Below are 17,467 nucleotides of genomic sequence, written 5' to 3' on the forward strand. Positions count from 1 at the left end.
GGTCGGCGATCACCTCGCCCGGCCGCGCGAACGCCTCATGCACGCCCCACAGCGGACAACGCGCGTCGCCATCGACGAGCGGCGACTGGCTCGCCCCGGCGTAACGCTTGCTCCCCTGTCCCGCGCGATCGATGCGCAACATGAAAAAGGGCAGCCCGCGCGCGCCGACACGCTGCAAGGTCGTCAGCCGGTGCGCGACCTGCTCGTAACCCGCGCCAAAGCGCCGCTGGAGCAGCAGCAGATCATATCCTGTCGCGTCGCACGCGCGCAGGAAGCGGCCATAGGGCATCATCAGCGCCGCGGCGAAATACTGGATCAAATGCCGCTCGAACAGCCGCGCCGCCGCGCTCTCGGCGAATTCGGCGCCCGCAACGAGCGCGTCGATCTCGCCCTTCGCCTCGATTTGCGCGAGCGTCGCCGCCGCCTGAAAGGTGCGCGAGGCGGGGCGCAGCAGTTCGTTCAGCATCAATTGCCGCGCGTGCCAGTCGAGCCAGCGCAGCCGGTCGGGCATGACGTCCGACGGCAGGATGCGGATGCCGAGCTGGTGGCGCGTACGCAGCCGCTCCGAAATCGTGCCGTACAGATCGCCGCCCGCGAGCCGCAATTCGTCGGCCAGTTCCTCGGCGCGCGCATCGAGGTCGGGGAAATGATTGCGCCATTTCTCGATCGCGCGACGCACCGCGGCGACTTCGGGCGCGTCGCCCTCGCCTTCCGAACGCCCCTCGGGCGCCGCATCGAACAGGCGTGCAAAGGCAGCCGCCGTGGCGGGGGCGGTCTGCAGCCATTCCTCGACCTCGTGCGCCCCAATCCCCAAATCGGCGAAGCGCGGATCGGCGAGCCGCCGCCTGAGACCCGCAAGCCCGCCCGGCAGCTCTTCCGCTCCCAGCTTCGCCGCGTCGAACCCGAACCGCTCGGCCAGCCGCACGATCACCGTCGCGCTCAGCGGCCGCTGCCCATGCTCGATCAAATTGAGATAGCTCGGTGAAATGTCGAGCGCCTCGGCCATGGCGGCCTGTGTCATCCCCGCCTCGCGCCGCGCCTTGCGCACCGCCGGCCCAGCAAACACCCGCCGCTCCGCCATCGTTTGTAACTTTCTTTACTAATTTACACGCATATTTACACCGATTAGCCATATTTCACAAATATTATTGACAAAGCTTTTCACTTTCAGCGCGTCCGGCGCCAGTTTGACCCCATCACCTCTTCACGCCCCCCGCCGGGGCAGAGCGAAGGACAAGACGATGGGCTATCAGGAAGACATGGCGCAGGCCGGCCGCCTCATCCGCGACTACGACGGCACGTGGGACGGCATCAGCGGCGAGAGCATCGCCCGCATGCGCGCGCAGAACAAGTTCCGCACCGGCCTCGACGTCGCCCGCTACACCGCGCGCATCATGCGCGCCGACATGGCGGCCTATGATGCCGATCCTGCGAACTACACCCAGTCGCTCGGCTGCTGGCACGGTTTCATCGCGCAGCAGAAGATGATTTCGATCAAGAAGCATTTCGGCACCGTCAAAGGCCGCTACATCTATCTCTCGGGCTGGATGATCGCCGCGCTGCGCAGCGAATTCGGTCCGCTGCCCGACCAGTCGATGCACGAAAAAACCAGCGTTCCGGCGCTGATCGAGGAAATCTATACCTTCCTCCGCCAAGCCGACGCGCGCGAACTCGGCGGCCTGTTCCGCGAACTCGACGCCGCACGCGCCGAGGGCGACGAACTCAAGGCGAAGCAGGTTCAGGCGGCGATCGACAATCACGAAACGCATGTCGTGCCGATCATCGCCGACATCGACGCGGGCTTCGGCAACGCCGAGGCGACCTACCTGCTCGCCAAGAAGATGATCGAGGCCGGTGCCTGCGCGCTGCAGATCGAAAATCAGGTCTCGGACGAAAAACAGTGCGGCCATCAGGACGGCAAGGTCACCGTGCCGCACGAGGACTTCATCGCGAAGATCCGTGCCTGCCGCTACGCCTTCATGGAACTCGGCGTCGAGGACGGCATCATCGTCACGCGCACCGACAGCCTTGGCGCGGGCCTGACCAAGCAGATCGCTTTCTCGAAGGAAGCCGGCGACCTCGGCGACCAGTATAACAGCTTCCTCGACTGCGAAGAGGTCGACGGCGCGGGCAACCCCGGCGACGTCCTCATCAACCGCGACGGCAAGCTGATGCGCCCGAAGCGCCTGCCCTCGAACCTCTATCAGTTCCGCTCGGGAACCGGCGAGGACCGCTGCGTCATGGACTGCATCGCCAGCCTTCAGAACGGCGCCGACCTGCTGTGGATCGAGACCGAAAAGCCGCACATCGAACAGATCGCCGGCATGGTCGACCGCATCCGCGAAGTCGTCCCCAATGCGAAGCTCGCATACAACAATTCGCCGAGCTTCAACTGGACGCTGAACTTTCGCCAGCAGGTGTTCGACGCGTGGGAGAAGGACGGCAAGGACGTCAGCGCCTACGATCGTGCCAAACTGATGAGCGTCGATTACGACGGCACGCCGCTTGGCGACGAAGCCGACAACCGCATCCGTACCTTCCAGCGCGATTCGGCGAAGCGGGCGGGCATCTTCCACCACCTGATCACGCTGCCGACCTATCACACGGCCGCGCTCAGCACCGACAATCTCGCCAAGGAATATTTCGGCGACGAAGCGATGCTGGGTTACGTCAAGGGCGTCCAGCGCGCCGAGATCCGTCAGGGCATCGCTTGCGTGAAACACCAGAATATGTCGGGCAGCGACATCGGCGACGATCACAAGGAATATTTCGCCGGCGAAGCGGCGCTGAAGGCCGCAGGCAAGGACAATACGATGAACCAGTTCGCCGCCTGATCCGAGTTCGGCGCGAGGGGCCCGTTGCAACCCCTCGCGTCACCCTTCTTGGCGCGGGGCGCCTTGCACAAATCGCCCCGCGCCTCCCGAGCTTTCCTGGGGAGGAAAGCCTGTCCGTCGGAAGCCGCGAGGCCTCCGGCGGACATTTTTATTGCGGTGGAGCAGCTTCCTCTTCGCGCGTCTTGATCAGCGACCAGATCACGCCGCCCGCGATCAGCGCGACCGTCACGCCCAGACTGACCAGCGGCGGAAATTTCGCGCCGCCCAGCACGAAATCGGCAACGAAGATCTTCGACCCGATGAACACCAGTACCAGCGCGAGCGCATATTTGAGGTAATGGAAACGGTGCACCATTGCCGACAGCGCGAAATAGAGCGCGCGCAGGCCGAGGATCGCCATGATGTTCGAGGTGTAGACGATGAACGTATCGGTGGTGATCGCGAAGATCGCTGGCACGCTGTCGACCGCGAACACAAGGTCGGCAAGGTTGATGACGACAAGCGCGAGGAACAGCGGCGTCGCGGCGAGCACGATCTTGCCGGTCTTCGTATCGGACACCCGGACGAAGAATTTCTCGCCGTGCAGTTCATCGGTGATCGGCATCCGGCGCGACAGCCATTTGACAACGGGGTTGCCCTTCACGTCCATCGGCTTTTCGCTCGCGAACAGCATCTTCACGCCCGTAAACACAAGGAATGCCGCGAATATATAGAGCACCCAGCCATATTCGGTGACCAGCGCCGCGCCACCCGCGATCATGATGCCGCGCAGCACGATCACCGCAACAATGCCCCAGAGGAGCGCCCGATACTGGTAGCGCGGCGGGATCGCGAAAGTCGTGAAGATCAGCGAGATGACGAAGATATTGTCGATCGACAACGCCTTCTCGATGAAGAAGCCGGTGTAATATTGCAGGCCCGCCTCGCCGCCCTTCGCAGCCCACACCCACGCGCCGAACGCCATCGCGATGCCGATGTAGAGCGCCGAAAGCTTCAGACTTTCGGCGATCCCCATCTCCTTGTTCTCCTTGTTCAGGATGCCAAGATCGAAGGCGGTGAGCGCGATGACGAGCGCGAGGAACGACAGCCAGGACCAAGCCGGGGTACCCAGCCAGTCGGCGAACAGAAATTCCATGATGATTTTCCCTGGATACGCCGGGCGCGCCGCCTTGCGGCAGCGCACCCGATTATCGGTTATGATGGATTAAAGCGCGAACGCCGGACGCAGGGCAGGACGCCGCGTCAGGACTGCCAGCCGCTTCTTCACCGCGAGCTTCAGCGTTTTCAGCCGCAGCAGGCGAAAGGGATCGGCGCCACGACGGCGCAGTTCGCGGCGTTCGGCGTCGTGGAGCTGGCGATGCAGCACGGTCAGGCGATAAAGATTGGGATTCAAGGTCATACAGGGCCTCCTGATTGAAAATCAAGCAGGTGACGCCGATGCCGGGACCCCGGAAACAGGGGGGAGAAAGGGCCAAGAGCATCGGTGTCACCCGATGCGGTCCGACATCACGTGGCGGAAAAAATCCGCCGACGCCAGAGGGGCCCGGCCCGCATTCCCTTCATTTAGGGTGACGGCACGCGGCTTTCAAGAGGCGGCCGTGCCGTGCTAGCCTTGTGCCGTGCTAGCCTTAAGGCCCGTTCGCACCCGGAGATCGCATGACCTTGATTACAAGCCGTGACGGCCCCGTCGCCATTATCGCCATCGATCGTCCTGCGCGTCGCAATGCGGTCGACCCCGACACCGCCGCAGCGCTGCACGATGCCTTTGCCGCCTTTGCGAGCGACGACGGCGCCCGGGTTGCCATCCTGACAGGAAGCGGAGGCCATTTCTGTGCCGGGTTCGACCTCAACGCCGTGGGAACGTCGCGTTACGACCCCGAGGGCCCGGGCCCGATGGGACCGACACGGATGCTGATCGAAAAGCCGGTCATCGCCGCTATTGAAGGCCATGCCGTCGCCGGTGGGCTCGAACTCGCGCTATGGTGCGATCTGCGCGTTGCGGCAGCCAGCGCGGTGTTCGGCGTCTATTGCCGCCGCTGGGGCGTGCCGCTGATCGACGGTGGCACCGTCCGCTTGCCGCGCATCATAGGCCAGGGCCGCGCGCTGGACATGATCCTGACCGGCCGGCCGGTCGACGCCGTGGAAGCGCAGCGTATCGGCCTCGCCGACCGCGTCGTAGCCGATGGCGACGCGCTCTCGGCCGCCATCGAACTCGCGAAGCAGATCGCCGCCTTTCCGCAGCTTTGCATGAACAGCGACAGGCTCAGCGCCTATCGCCAGTGGGATTTCGACGTCGAAGGCGCACTTGCCTATGAAGCCCATGCCGGCGTCGCGCCGCTGCGCGAAGGTGCCGCCGCGGGAGCGAAGCAATTCACCGAAGGCGCCGGCCGGGGCGGAAGCTTTTCGGGCTAACCCTTCGCCATCAACTTCATCGCCATCGACGTCAACGCCTCGGTCGCCGTGGAAATGACCGCAGGCGCATCCGGCGCCCAGAAGGGCGAATGAAGGCTCGGCAGCGTCCGCCCTTCCTTCTTCGCTGCGTCATATTCGACCTGCGGCACACCGCCGACCCAGACGATCAGGCTCTTGATGTTCTTGTCCTCGCGCCCGAAACGGCTGAAGTCCTCGCCGCCCATCACCGGCGGCATCTGCACGACGCGCTTCTCGCCAAAACCGGTTTTGAGGAACGCGGCCATTTCTTCGGTGAACGCAGGGGTGTTGAACGTCGCAGGCGTGTATTCGTCCTTCTGCACCGTCACGACGGGCATCTTGTCGTCGGGCATCCCCGCCGCGATCGCTTCGCCCTTTGCGATGCGCGCGATGCCGTCAAGCAGGTGATCGCGCACTTCATCGGAATAGCTGCGCACTGTCAGTTGCAGCTTCGCTTCGTCCGAAATGATATTGTGCTTGGCGCCCGAATGGAAGCTGCCGACCGTTACCACAGCGCTGTCAAGCGGGCTGACCTCGCGCGAGACGAGCGTCTGCAGCGAGCCGACGATCCGGCTTGCGAGCACGATCGGGTCCTTGGTCGTCTGCGGATAGGCGCCGTGCCCGCCGACCCCCTTGACCGTGACGTCGACGCTGTCAACATTGGCGAGTGCATAGCCCGGCGTATAGCCGATCTGGCCTGCCGGAAACTGCGCCGCATCGTGGAAGGCCAGCGCATATTCGGGCTTGGGGAAGCGCGTATAAAGCCCGTCCTCCAGCATCATCCGTGCGCCCGCCCCGCGCTCCTCTGCGGGTTGACCGATCATCACCAGCGTCCCGGACCATTTCGCCTTGTTCGCAGCCATCAGCCGCGCGACTCCGATCCATGCCGTCATGTGCGTGTCGTGACCGCATGCGTGCATCACGCCGGTTTCGACGCCTTCCTTGGTGGTCACGCGTACCTTCGACGCGCCGGGCAGCCCCGTCTGCTCGGTCACCGGCAAGCCGTCCATATCGGCACGTACCATCACCACAGGCCCCGGACCATTTTCCATGACCGCTACGACACCCGTACCGCCGACTTTCTCGGTCACCTTGAATCCCAGCTTGCGCGCCTCGGCGGCAAGAATTCCTGCCGAGCGCACTTCCATGAAGCTGAGTTCGGGATTGGCGTGAAAATCCTTGTAGATCGCCATCAGCGACGGCATCTGCTTCTCGACCTCGCCGCCGAGCGCTTGCGCTGCCGCAGGCGCCGTTGCCGATATCGCCAAGGCGAGCGCAGCCGCGCCCATCCACATATTACGCATCGATTTTCCCCTGTTGTCGGTTGTCAGTTCGCCGGGACCAGTTCGATCACGTCGAGCAGCGATTCATAAGTCGGCGCCGGCAACACGAGCCGCCAGCGATTGTCGCCGATCCGTTCGACAAGCCCCGCCATGTCACGCATCCGGTCGCTGCCGTAATTGACCGCCATCTTCTCGTCGCCCAGTTCGAGCGTACCGAGGAATATCTGGCGTTTCAGATTGTCCGGAAAGATCAGCCCGACCGGCCGTTGCGACCCCGAAAGTTTGGTCAGACTCGACAATCCCTGTTCAGGCGCGACGCGGCAGCGGAACCAGCCATAGCCGATATAGCCAAGGCCGCCGCGCCCTTGCGCGCCGATCTTGACCGTCCGGCACCGATAGTCTCCCGCCGGCAAGTGCGGGTTGGGCAGCGCGGCCATCGGCTGCAGCAAGACGCCCTCGCGGTCGATATCCGCGCCCTTGCCCTTCGCGCGCGCATCGGCGAGCGCCGCCTGCCAGCTCTTGTACCAGCCCCGGATTCGTTCCTGATCCTGATCGGTGACTGTCGCGCGCCAGCTACCCGTGGTATCCGGCGCATCGGCCGCCGACGGCGGCATCGCCGGGACCGTCCGGCAAGCACTCAGGGCGACGCCCAGCGCCACCGCTATAACCCATTTGGTGCGACCCATGATTCTTCGCTTCTCCCCACCCTGCGATGGTTAACCTTAGGAGGGCAAAGGAGATTGCTCAAGGCCGCAGCGCGTCATGCCGCCGTCCAGCCGCCGTCGACGCTTAGGTTCGCGCCGGTGATGTTTGCCGCCTCGTCGCGCGTCAGGAAGCTCGCGACGGCGGCAACCTGCTCGACTGTCACGAATTGCTTGGTCGGCTGCCCGGCGAGCAGCACGTCGTTGATCACCTGCTCGCGCGTCATGCCTCGCGCCTTCATCGTGTCGGGAATCTGGTTTTCGACCAGCGGCGTCCAGACATAGCCGGGACTGATGCAGTTGACGGTAATCCCGGCATCGGCCACCTCAAGCGCGACGGTCTTGGTCAGCCCGGCAAGTCCGTGTTTTGCGGTGACATAGGCCGATTTGAATGGCGATGCGACGAGCGAGTGCGCCGACGCCGTCGCGATGATCCGCCCCCACTTCTTCGCGCGCATGCCTGGCACGGCGTGCCGGATCGTATGGAAGGCCGCGGTCAGGTTGAGCGCGATGATCATGTCCCATTTCTGGACAGGAAAGTCCTCAACCGGCGAGACGAACTGCATTCCCGCGTTGTTGACGAGGATATCGACGCCGCCAAAATCCCTGTCGGCGCGTTTGAACATCTCCTCGATAGCATCAGGCTGTGTCAGGTCGGCGCCGTCATAGGCCGCCTTTCCGCCGCTGATCGCCTCCAGCCCCTTGCGTTCGGTCTCGATCGCATCGGCCTCGCCGAAGCCGTTGATGATGATGTCCGCGCCGTCGGCGGCAAAGGCCTTGGCAATGCCAAGCCCGATGCCCGAGGTCGATCCGGTGACAAGGGCGGTCTTTCCTTTGAGGCGCATTTCGAAATCCTTTTCGGGGGAGATTATTCAGGAAACGTCTTTTCCGGCCTTTGGCCGCAATGCATCCGATTGCACCGTAAAACTGTCCGACCGCCCTTCGGCGATGCTGTCGGCGAGCAGGTGACCGTCCTTCATCGCGGCCTCGACGGCGTCGCGGCCGAGCGCCCAGTTGACTTCCATCGTCGATCGCGAAAATTCGAAATCGCGTGCGCCCGTCTGCCATGCCGGCGGCTCGTGGATCAGCTGCACGACGTTGAGTGCCTTGCAATCGACCATCTTTCGTACCGCCTTCACCTCGGGCAGGTCGACGTAGTCCGCGGGCAGTTTCTCGAGCATCCGGTCGATCAGCCGGTGCTCCTTGCGCCGGCGGACCAGTCCGTCAGAGATGCGGCGCGTACGACTGGAAAAGCGGATATCCTTCTCGCGCGACCAGGCTTCTTCCAGATCGTGCGGTCGAACCCCACGCGCCGGGAACAGGTCAACCTGAAACACCAGCATATCCTGGTTCGCCGCCTCTACGACATGTTCGAGCGGAGTGTTCGAAACCAGCCCGCCGTCCCAATACCAAGTGCCATCGATCTCGACCGGCGGCAGCCCGGGCGGCAACGCGCCCGAAGCGAGGATGTGCCGGGCGTCGATCGTATCGCATTCGGTATCGAAATAGCGAAAATTGCCCGTCTCGACCGCGACCGCACCGACCGACAGGCGGACTTTCCCCTTGTTCACGCGGTCCCAGTCGACAAGCCGGTCCAGCGTTTCGACCAGCGGCGCAGTATCGTAAAAACTGACCGCCTCGGGCGTTTGCCGTTCGGCGAACGCCGGCGGGGGCCAGCGTGGCGAGAAAAAGCCGGGGACGCCAAAAGCCATGACCTGCCCCGCCGCCGCCATATGCGTCCACTCACGCGCCCAGTCATTGTCGGCCGTGGGCAGCGACGGCAACGCGGACGAAACGCCTTCCCAGAACTCGCGCATTTTCCCGACCGCCTGATCGCGCTCGTTCCCTGCAATGATCGCGGCATTGACCGCGCCGATCGAAATTCCCGCGACCCAGTCGAGCTCGATGCCAAGCTCGATCAGCGCCTCGTAAACGCCCGCCTGAAAGGCTCCCAGCGCGCCGCCGCCCTGCAGGACGAGCACGACAAGATCTGGAAGCGGCAATGCAGCACGGGCAGCTCGGCGGGGCATGGGACTCGGAAACGATCCTCTATCTGGAGCGGCTGCGATGGTGCACCGCAACACGGCGCATGGCAATGCCCGTTCGTTCGAAGCCCCTTCCAATTGCCCCATGCCAGTGTCACAACGCGGAGGAACAGACACTTGCCCGCTGGAGAACCCCGATGCGCCTCGACGACGATTCCGGTCTCGGTGACGACATTCGCGACCTCGGTCGCGGTGGAGGCGGCGGGGGCTTCGGCGGCGGCAGCGGCGGTGGGCTCGGCGGCCTGCTCTTTGCCATCCTCCCGATGCTGCTGGGACGCAAGATGGGGTGCGGTACGATCCTCATCCTCGGGGCGGCCGCCTTTTTCCTGCTTGGCCCCGGCGCCAACATGCTCAGCAGTGGCGGCGGCGGCACCGCTGACCCTGCGATCGACAGCCGCGGCGGAGCGGCGGTGGCCTGCGATACGGAGGCCGAACGCTTCGCTTGCAATGTTTTCCGCTCGACGCACACGGTGTGGAGCGGACTGATCAACGGTTATCAGAAACCGACGCTCAGCTTCTACGAAAATTCGACGAGGCGATCGGGCTGCGGCCCGGCGCAATCGGCAATGGGCCCATTCTATTGCCCCGCCGATCAGGGCGTCTATCTCGACACCAGCTTTTTCCGCGAGCTCGATCAGAAATTCGGCGCCGCAGGCGACGCCGCACAGGCCTATGTCATCGCGCACGAAGTCGGACATCATATCCAGACGGTCAGCGGCATTTCGGACCAGGTGCGCCGTGCGCAGCAACGCGCGTCGCAGGCAGAAGGCAATGCGTTGCAGGTCCGTATGGAACTGCAAGCCGATTGCTACGCCGGCGTCTGGGCAGCGCGCGCGAAAACGCGCGACGGCCAGTCGGTGATGGAGGCGGGCGACATGGAGGAAGCGATGCGCGCCGCGAACGCGATCGGCGACGATACGCTGATGCGTTCGGCGGGCCAGCGCCCGGTGCCCGAGAGCTTCACGCACGGGACGAGCGAGCAGCGGATGACCTGGCTGCGTCGTGGTTTGCAGACGGGGGATCCGCGCCAGTGCGACGCGTTCGGCCAGAACATCTGACCGCCGCGCTTGCGGCAATCCTTCTCGCGGCATCGCCAGCCTCGGCCGAGACGCTTTACATCGAGGCCGGACGGCTGATCGACGGCGTGTCGAACACGGCGCGCACCGGTCAGTGCATCACGGTCGAAGCCGAACGCATCAAGGCGGTCGGCCCATGCACAGCGACGCCGGCGGGGGCGACGCGGCTCGATTGGTCGGGTTTCACCGTGCTGCCGGGCCTGATCGACCTGCACACCCACCTCGCCGACCTTGGCCAAAGCGCCGACCTCGCCGCACCGATGAAGGCCTCACCCGCCGAAACCGCGCTTGTGGGCGCTCGTAATGCCCGCGTGACGCTCGAAGCCGGCTTTACCAGCGTGCGCGACGTCGGCACCTATCGCGGCCTGACCGACGTGACGCTCCGTAACGCGATCGACCGCGGCGACGTGCCCGGGCCGCGCATGTGGGTCGCGGGCGCCTATCTCACGATCCCCAAGGGCGGCGGCGAACTCAACGGCGTTGTTCCGAACGAAGAACTGCCGGCCGACATGCGCCTCGGCGTCGCCGCGACGCCCGAGGAGGCGGCAGCGAAGACGACTTACCTGCTCGATCATGGCGCTGACTTCATCAAGACGATCGCCACCGGCGCGGTGCTCGCGATCGGTACCGAGCCCGGCGCGCCCGAACTCACGCCCGAACAACTCCGCGCGATCGTGAAGGTCGCGCATGCGCGCGGCAAGAAAGTCACCGCGCACGCGCACGGCGCGGTCGGCATCCGCAATGCGATCAACGCGGGGGTCGACAGCATCGAGCACGCCAGCCTCGCCGACGAAGCGACGCTGCAACTCGCGAGAAAGCACGGCACCTGGCTCGCGATGGATATCTACAACGGCACCTGGATCGAAGAAGTCGGCACCAGAGAGGGCTGGCCCGAGGAGTATCTGCGCAAGAATCGCGAGACCACCGACGCGCAGCGCGCTGCCTTCCGCCGCGCGGTCGAGCTTGGCGTCAACATCGGCTATGCGACCGACGCGGGCGTCTATCCGCACGGGCTCAACGCGCGCCAGTTCCGCAATATGGTCAAATACGGGATGACGCCGATGCAGGCGATCCAGTCGGCCACCGGCCGCGCGTCGGAGGAAATGGGCCGCGGCGACATCGGCGCGGTCGTCCCGGGCCGCTATGCCGATTTCGTCGCGGTAAAGGCCGATCCGCTCGCCGACATCACCGTCCTCGAAAAGATCGACCATGTCATGAAGGGCGGCGCGCTCGTTCGTTAGGAAGGAACGGTTTCGCGCGCGACCTTTTTGCCGCGAACCTTTTTGACCGCATCGAGCTGCGCCCGCCCGATCCGCGATGCGGCGTGGATTTCGGCGCGCGCAAGCAGCAGCGCCAGATCCTCGCGCCCAATGTCGAAGGTCTCGCCGAGATCGTCGAGTGCCGCGTCGATGTCGTCCATGAGCAGCCCTGCCGGCGCCGATGCAACCGCCGGCTTGCCTTCGACCGGCGCGGCGCGATGCGGGTAGCTGTGGCCGGAGAAGCGGTGGAAAGCCCAGCCCGCCGCGACGAGGATCAGCGAATTGACGAGGACGGGCAGAAGCAAGTGCCCGGCATGCCCCGAAACCAGCGTGTGCCCGCCGATCACCGCACTCAATGCCGCGGCGCCGCCGGGCGGGTGGAGGCAGCGCAGCAACGACATGGCTAGGATCGCGCCGCCGACGGCCAGCGCCGCCGCCAGCGCCGGCTGGGGAACCAGCCCCGCAACGATCACGCCGAATAGCGCCGACACGACATTGCCGCCGACGATCGACCAAGGCTGCGCAAGCGGGCTAGCCGGAACCGCGAACAGCAAGACCGCCGACGCACCGACCGGCGCCACGATCCACGGTGTCGCCGCGGGGAAGAAAAGCACACAGACGGTGCCCACCAGACCGATCCCCGCCAGCGCCCCGATGCTGCCGATCGCGCGATCGCGAAGGCTCGCCCCGGCGAGCAGCGGCACGAACAAACGGATGGTAGTCGTCGACAGCGCCCTGAACACGCGATTCTCCTATTCGAGCCGCGCCCTTGGCGGATTGCCGCCCGGCGATCCAGAGAGCTTTGATTTGGCAAGGCCAAGCTGGATTTAGCGCTTGGGCCTTGAACCCGCTCGCAGCGGCGTTAAACCCCCGCCATGCGTAACATGCTTCTCACCAGCGCGATCGCGCTCACCGCCGCCCTTTCCTCGCCCGCTCTGGCCCGTCCGATGACCGAGGTCGACCTTGCAACGCTGAAGCGTGTCGCCGCGCCGACGGCGTCGCCCGACGGCCGCTGGGTCGTGTTCCAGATGACCGAGACCGAGACGGAGAGCTACAAGCGATCGACCGGCCTGTGGCTCGTCGACCGCAATGCGAAGGATGCAAAGCCTGCCGCCATCGCCGACACCCCCGGCAAGAATGAAAGCGCGCCCGCCTTCGACAAGGACAATATCCTCTATTTCCTCTCGAACGCCTCGGGGACCAGTCAGGTCTGGCGCGTCGATCCGAAAGCCGGCGGCGCCGCGTTCCAAGTGACCGATACCAAGGCCGATGTGTCGGGCTTCAAAATCTCTCCCGACGGGGCGAGGCTGCTCGCGTGGGGCGATATCGCGAAGGAATGCACCGATTTCGGCTGCGATCCGAAGGACAAGGGCGCGCTTACCGGTCCGGGCAGCGGGCGCCTCTACAAGGATGGCGCGGGCTTTGTCCGCCACTGGGACGAATGGGAAACGCCGGGAACCTACAGCCGCCCCTTCGTCTTCAATCTCGAAGGCGGCAAGGCTAGCGCCGCACGTCCGGTCGACGCCGGTCTGATCGGCGACAGCCCGTCGAAGCCGTTCGGCGGCGGCGAGGAACTCGCATGGGGTGCCGACAGCCGCACCGTCTTTTTCACGCTGCGCAAGGCCGACCGGAACGAGCCGACCTCGACCAACCTCGATATCTACAGCTGGCTCGTCGACAGCCGGATGATGCCGACCAACCTGACGCAGGACAATCAGGCGACCGATACTCTTCCCACCCCGTCACCCGATGGCAAATGGCTCGCCTATGCCGCGATGGCGCGGCCCGGCTATGAAGCCGACCGGCAGGTGCTGATGCTGCGCGACCTCGCCACCGGCGAAACTAGGAAGCTCACCGATGCGTGGGATCGCTCGGTCGGATCGATCGCTTGGGCGCCCGATGGCAAGTCGCTGTACGTTACCGCGCAGGATACGCTCGAGCATCCGGTATTCCGCGTCGATGCCGCGACGGGCAAGGTCGAGAAGCTGAAAGCAACGACCGAAGCCTTCGAAGGCAATATTGGCGACGTCACCCCGCTCCCCGGCGGCGGCCTGCTCTATTCGCGCAACAGCGCGCTCGCGCCGACCGACCTGTATGTCCGCGACGCCAAGGGCAAGGTGAAGCAGATCACCGCGGTCAACGCCGCGCGCCTCGCCGAATTCGACGCGGTGGAACTCGACCGCATCCAGTTCGCGGGCGCGAACGGCGACAAGGTGTGGGGCATGATCCTGAAGCCGGTCAGCCCGGTCCAGAAGCTGCCGGTCGCCTTCATCGTCCATGGCGGCCCGCAGGGCAGCTTCGGCAACAGCTGGTCGACACGCTGGAATCCGCGCCTGTTCGCGCAGCAGGGGTATGGCGTCGTCACCGTCGATTTTCACGGATCGACCGGTTACGGGCAGGCCTTCACCGACAGCATCAACAAGGATTGGGGCGGCAAGCCACTTGAAGACCTCAAGCTCGGCCTCGCCGCGGCGGGCAAGCAGGACGCGCAGCTCGACCTGGGTAACGCCTGCGCGCTCGGCGCCTCCTATGGCGGCTATATGATGAACTGGATTGCAGGCCAGTGGACCGACGGCTTCAAATGCCTCGTCCAGCACGACGGCGTCTTCGACCTGCGCGCGATGGCGTTCGAGACCGAGGAATTATGGTTCGACGAATGGGATCATGGCGGCCCGTGGTGGGAACGCACCGATCCCGAAAAGTGGAACCCTGTCAATCATGTCACCAAGTGGAAGACCCCGATGCTGGTGATCACCAGCGAAAAGGATTTCCGCATCCCCTATAGCCAGGGCCTCGCCGCCTTCACCGCGCTCCAGCGGCGCAATATTCCGTCGGAATTGCTCGTCTTCCCCGACGAGAACCATTGGGTGCTGAAAGGCGCCAACAGCGTCCAGTGGCACCAGACGGTGTTCAACTGGATGGGCAGCCATCTGAAGAAATAGGCGGCATTCCTCTTGCTCGTCACCCGGACTTGATCCGGGGTCCATCTCCGCCACCGCAGAATGGATGCCGGATCAAGTCCGGCATGACGAGGAGTGGACTCGTTCCCCCTTGCCGCATCGCACCATGGCTGGCAAAGCGCGCCGGCTATGCCGATGGAAAAAACGTTCGATCCCGCCGCTATCGAGGCGAAATGGGCCCATGAATGGGAAAGCCGGGGACTCTTCCGTCCCGCGCGTCCCGACGCGACACCGTTCACGATCGTCAACCCGCCGCCGAACGTCACCGGCGCGCTGCATATCGGCCATGCGCTCGACAACACGCTGCAGGACGTACTCGTCCGCTACGAACGCCTGCGCGGCAAGGATGCCTTGTGGGTCGTCGGCATGGATCATGCCGGCATTGCGACGCAAATGGTCGTCGAGCGCCAGCTCAACGAACGCCAGCAAAAGCGCACCGATTTCACGCGCGACGAGTTCGTCGACAAGGTCTGGGAATGGAAAGCCGAAAGCGGTGGCCAGATTACCGGCCAGCTCCGCCGCCTCGGCTGCTCGATGGACTGGTCGCGCGAGCAGTTCACGATGGACCCGCATTTCACGCGGGCCGTGGTCAAGGTGTTCGTCGACCTCCATAAAAAGGGCCTGATCTACCGCGACAAGCGCCTCGTGAACTGGGACCCCGCGCTCAAGACCGCGATCTCGGACCTCGAGGTCGAATCGCACGAAGTGCCGGGCCATATGTGGCACTTCAAATATCCGCTCGCGGATGGTGAAACCTATACCTATGTCGAGCGCGACGCCGACGGCAATGTCGTGCTGGAGGAAGAGCGCGACTATATCGCGATCGCGACGACGCGTCCCGAAACGATGCTCGGCGACGGCGCGGTCGCGGTGCATCCCGACGACGAACGCTATCGGCCTATCGTGGGCAAATATTGCGAGATCCCGGTCGGGCCGAAGGAACATCGCCGCCTGATCCCGATCATCACCGACGAATATCCCGATCCGCATTTCGGGTCGGGCGCGGTCAAGATCACCGGCGCGCACGACGAGAACGACTATGGCGTCGCGCAGCGAAACGGGATTCCGATGTACCGGCTGATGGACGAGGTCGCCGCGATGCGCGCCGACGGGGCACCCTATGCCGAAGCGGCCGCGCGCGCGGTCGAGATCGCAAAGGGCGCGACCGCGCCCCCCGCCGAAATCGACGCTCTCAACCTCGTGCCCGAGGAATATCGCGGGCTCGATCGCTATGAAGCGCGCAAACGCGTCGTCGCCGACATCGACGCCGAAGGGCTGATGGTGAAGGTCGAGGACAAGCTGATCATGCAGCCGTTCGGCGACCGCGGCGGCGTTGTGATCGAACCGATGCTCACCGACCAATGGTATGTCGATGCCAAGACGCTCGCGCAGCCGCCGATGCAGGCGGTACGCGACGGGCGTATCAACATCGTCCCCAAGACGTGGGAAAAGACCTTCTTTAACTGGATGGAGAATATCCAGCCTTGGTGCGTCTCGCGCCAGCTTTGGTGGGGGCACAGGATTCCGGCGTGGTACGCCGACGACGGCCGCATCTTCGTGGCCGAAACCGAAGAGGAAGCACAGGCCGACGCCGGCGCCGGCGTCGCCCTCACCCGCGACGAGGATGTCCTCGACACTTGGTTCTCCTCCGCGCTGTGGCCCTTCGCCACCCTCGGCTGGCCGGAGAATAGCGACCTCTTGAAGCGCCACTACCCCAATGACGTACTCATCTCGGGCTTCGACATCCTCTTCTTCTGGGATGCGCGCATGGCGATGCAGGGCATGGAGTTCATGGGTGATGTCCCGTGGAAGACGCTCTACCTCCACGGCCTCGTCCGCGCGCCCGACGGCGCGAAGATGTCGAAGTCGAAGGGCAATGTCGTCGATCCGCTCGGGCTGATCGACCAATATGGCGCCGATGCGCTGCGCTTCTTCATGTCGGCGATGGAAAGCCAGGGCCGCGACATCAAGATGGATGACGCGCGCCTCGCGGGCTATCGCAACTTCGCCACCAAGCTCTGGAACGCCGCGCGCTTCTGCGAAGCCAACGGCATCTCGGCTTCGACGAGCTTCGATGCACCCGCCGCAACGCTGCCGGTCAACCGCTGGATCATCGGCGAGGTCGCGGCGACCGTCGCCGCGATGGAAACGGCCTTTGCGGCCTATCGTTTCGACGAGGCCGCGAACGCGATCTACAGCTTCGCATGGGACCGTTTCTGCGACTGGTATCTCGAACTGATCAAGGGCGCGATCGACGGCGAAACCAAGGCCGTCGCGGGCTGGGTGCTCGACCAGATCCTCGTCATGCTCCACCCCTTCATGCCCTTCATCACTGAAGAGCTGTGGACGGGGCTTGGCGACCGCGCCGACTATCCGCTGATCACCGCAAAATGGCCTGCGCCCGCCGCGGCGCACGACGCCGACGCCAGCGCCGATATCGACTGGCTGATCAAGCTCGTCAGCGAACTGCGCACGGCGAAGGCTGAACTCGGCCTGCCCCCGGGCGCGCGCCTGACCGCGCATTTTCCGGCTTCACTGAAAGACCGCACCGAAAGGCTTGCCGCACAGATCGACCGGCTCGCGCGCCTCGAAACCGTGAGCTTCGATCCCGCACCCGCAGGCGCATCGGCGCAGCTTGTCGTCGAGGGCGAGACGATCACGGTGCCGCTCGAAGGCGTCATCGACATCGCCGCCGAACGCGACCGCCTGACCAAGGCACTCGCCGCCGCCGCAAAGGAACGCGACGGTCTCGCCGGGCGCCTGAACAATCCCTCGTTCGTCGAGCGTGCGAAGCCCGAAGCCGTCGAAAAGGCGCGCGCCGACCACGCCGCGAAGGACGCCGAGGCCGAGCGGCTGACCGCAGCACTGGCGCGGCTGGG

General features: G+C 64.8%; 14 protein-coding genes. 6 read left to right on the forward strand and 8 right to left on the reverse strand.

Annotated elements, in window-relative coordinates; all coding sequences use genetic code 11:
- Positions 1–1,081, reverse strand: a 1,081-nt coding sequence (locus VN047_RS20425; RefSeq protein WP_325545949.1) for a helix-turn-helix domain-containing protein, incomplete at its 3' end; no start/stop codon positions are given.
- Between the two features lie 160 nt (positions 1,082–1,241).
- Between VN047_RS20425 and VN047_RS20430 the strand changes: the two genes are divergently transcribed.
- Positions 1,242–2,834, forward strand: coding sequence for an isocitrate lyase (locus tag VN047_RS20430; RefSeq protein ID WP_325545952.1), 1,593 nt, complete (start codon positions 1,242–1,244; stop codon positions 2,832–2,834).
- 148 nt (positions 2,835–2,982) lie between these two features.
- Here VN047_RS20430 and VN047_RS20435 read toward each other — a convergent pair whose 3' ends face one another.
- A complete protein-coding gene (locus tag VN047_RS20435; protein ID WP_325545954.1) occupies positions 2,983–3,969 on the reverse strand; it encodes a TerC family protein in 987 nt (328 codons plus the stop codon).
- Positions 3,970–4,038: 69 nt separating this feature from the next.
- A complete protein-coding gene (locus VN047_RS20440; protein WP_325545956.1) occupies positions 4,039–4,233 on the reverse strand; it encodes a hypothetical protein in 195 nt (64 codons plus the stop codon).
- 257 nt (positions 4,234–4,490) lie between these two features.
- Here VN047_RS20440 and VN047_RS20445 point away from each other — a divergent pair, with 257 nt between their 5' ends.
- The gene (locus tag VN047_RS20445; protein ID WP_325545958.1) at positions 4,491–5,246 is read left to right on the forward strand and encodes a crotonase/enoyl-CoA hydratase family protein; all 756 of its coding nucleotides are present in this window, start codon (positions 4,491–4,493) and stop codon (positions 5,244–5,246) included.
- Here VN047_RS20445 and VN047_RS20450 read toward each other — a convergent pair.
- The 4 genes from VN047_RS20450 to VN047_RS20465 all read right to left on the reverse strand — a co-directional run bounded on the left by VN047_RS20450 (position 5,243) and on the right by VN047_RS20465 (position 9,278).
- On the reverse strand, positions 5,243–6,568 hold the full coding sequence (locus VN047_RS20450) for an amidohydrolase (RefSeq protein WP_325545960.1): 1,326 nt from the start codon (positions 6,566–6,568) through the stop codon (positions 5,243–5,245). The genes VN047_RS20445 and VN047_RS20450 overlap by 4 nt on opposite strands.
- Before the next feature lie 23 nt (positions 6,569–6,591).
- Positions 6,592–7,233: a DUF4893 domain-containing protein gene (locus tag VN047_RS20455; RefSeq protein WP_325545962.1), complete on the reverse strand. Its 642-nt coding sequence runs from the start codon at positions 7,231–7,233 to the stop codon at positions 6,592–6,594.
- Positions 7,234–7,307: 74 nt separating this feature from the next.
- Positions 7,308–8,093 carry a 3-hydroxybutyrate dehydrogenase gene (locus VN047_RS20460; protein WP_325545964.1) on the reverse strand — a complete coding sequence of 262 codons (786 nt, stop codon included), beginning with the start codon at positions 8,091–8,093 and terminating at the stop codon, positions 7,308–7,310.
- A 27-nt stretch (positions 8,094–8,120) separates the two neighbouring features.
- On the reverse strand, positions 8,121–9,278 hold the full coding sequence (locus tag VN047_RS20465; RefSeq protein WP_325545966.1) for a patatin-like phospholipase family protein: 1,158 nt from the start codon (positions 9,276–9,278) through the stop codon (positions 8,121–8,123).
- A gap of 152 nt (positions 9,279–9,430) precedes the next feature.
- On the opposite strand from VN047_RS20465, the gene ypfJ reads away from it, so the two are divergent.
- Positions 9,431–10,351 carry a KPN_02809 family neutral zinc metallopeptidase gene (gene ypfJ / locus VN047_RS20470; protein WP_325545968.1) on the forward strand — a complete coding sequence of 307 codons (921 nt, stop codon included), beginning with the start codon at positions 9,431–9,433 and terminating at the stop codon, positions 10,349–10,351.
- Positions 10,324–11,610 carry an amidohydrolase family protein gene (locus VN047_RS20475; RefSeq protein ID WP_325545970.1) on the forward strand — a complete coding sequence of 429 codons (1,287 nt, stop codon included), beginning with the start codon at positions 10,324–10,326 and terminating at the stop codon, positions 11,608–11,610. The genes ypfJ and VN047_RS20475 overlap by 28 nt, the downstream gene beginning before the upstream one ends.
- On the opposite strand, the gene VN047_RS20480 is transcribed toward VN047_RS20475, so the two are convergent.
- Positions 11,607–12,371, reverse strand: coding sequence for an HPP family protein (locus tag VN047_RS20480; RefSeq protein ID WP_325545972.1), 765 nt, complete (start codon positions 12,369–12,371; stop codon positions 11,607–11,609). The genes VN047_RS20475 and VN047_RS20480 overlap by 4 nt on opposite strands.
- A 132-nt stretch (positions 12,372–12,503) precedes the next feature.
- Between VN047_RS20480 and VN047_RS20485 the strand changes: the two genes are divergently transcribed.
- Entirely contained in the window at positions 12,504–14,570 is a 2,067-nt protein-coding gene (locus tag VN047_RS20485) for a S9 family peptidase (protein WP_325545974.1), read from the forward strand.
- 147 nt (positions 14,571–14,717) lie between these two features.
- The coding region (locus VN047_RS20490; RefSeq protein ID WP_325545976.1) for a valine--tRNA ligase at positions 14,718–17,467 on the forward strand (2,750 nt) is incomplete at its 3' end.

Source organism: Sphingopyxis sp. (assembly GCF_035565275.1).
Taxonomy (GTDB): Bacteria; Pseudomonadota; Alphaproteobacteria; order Sphingomonadales; family Sphingomonadaceae; genus Sphingopyxis.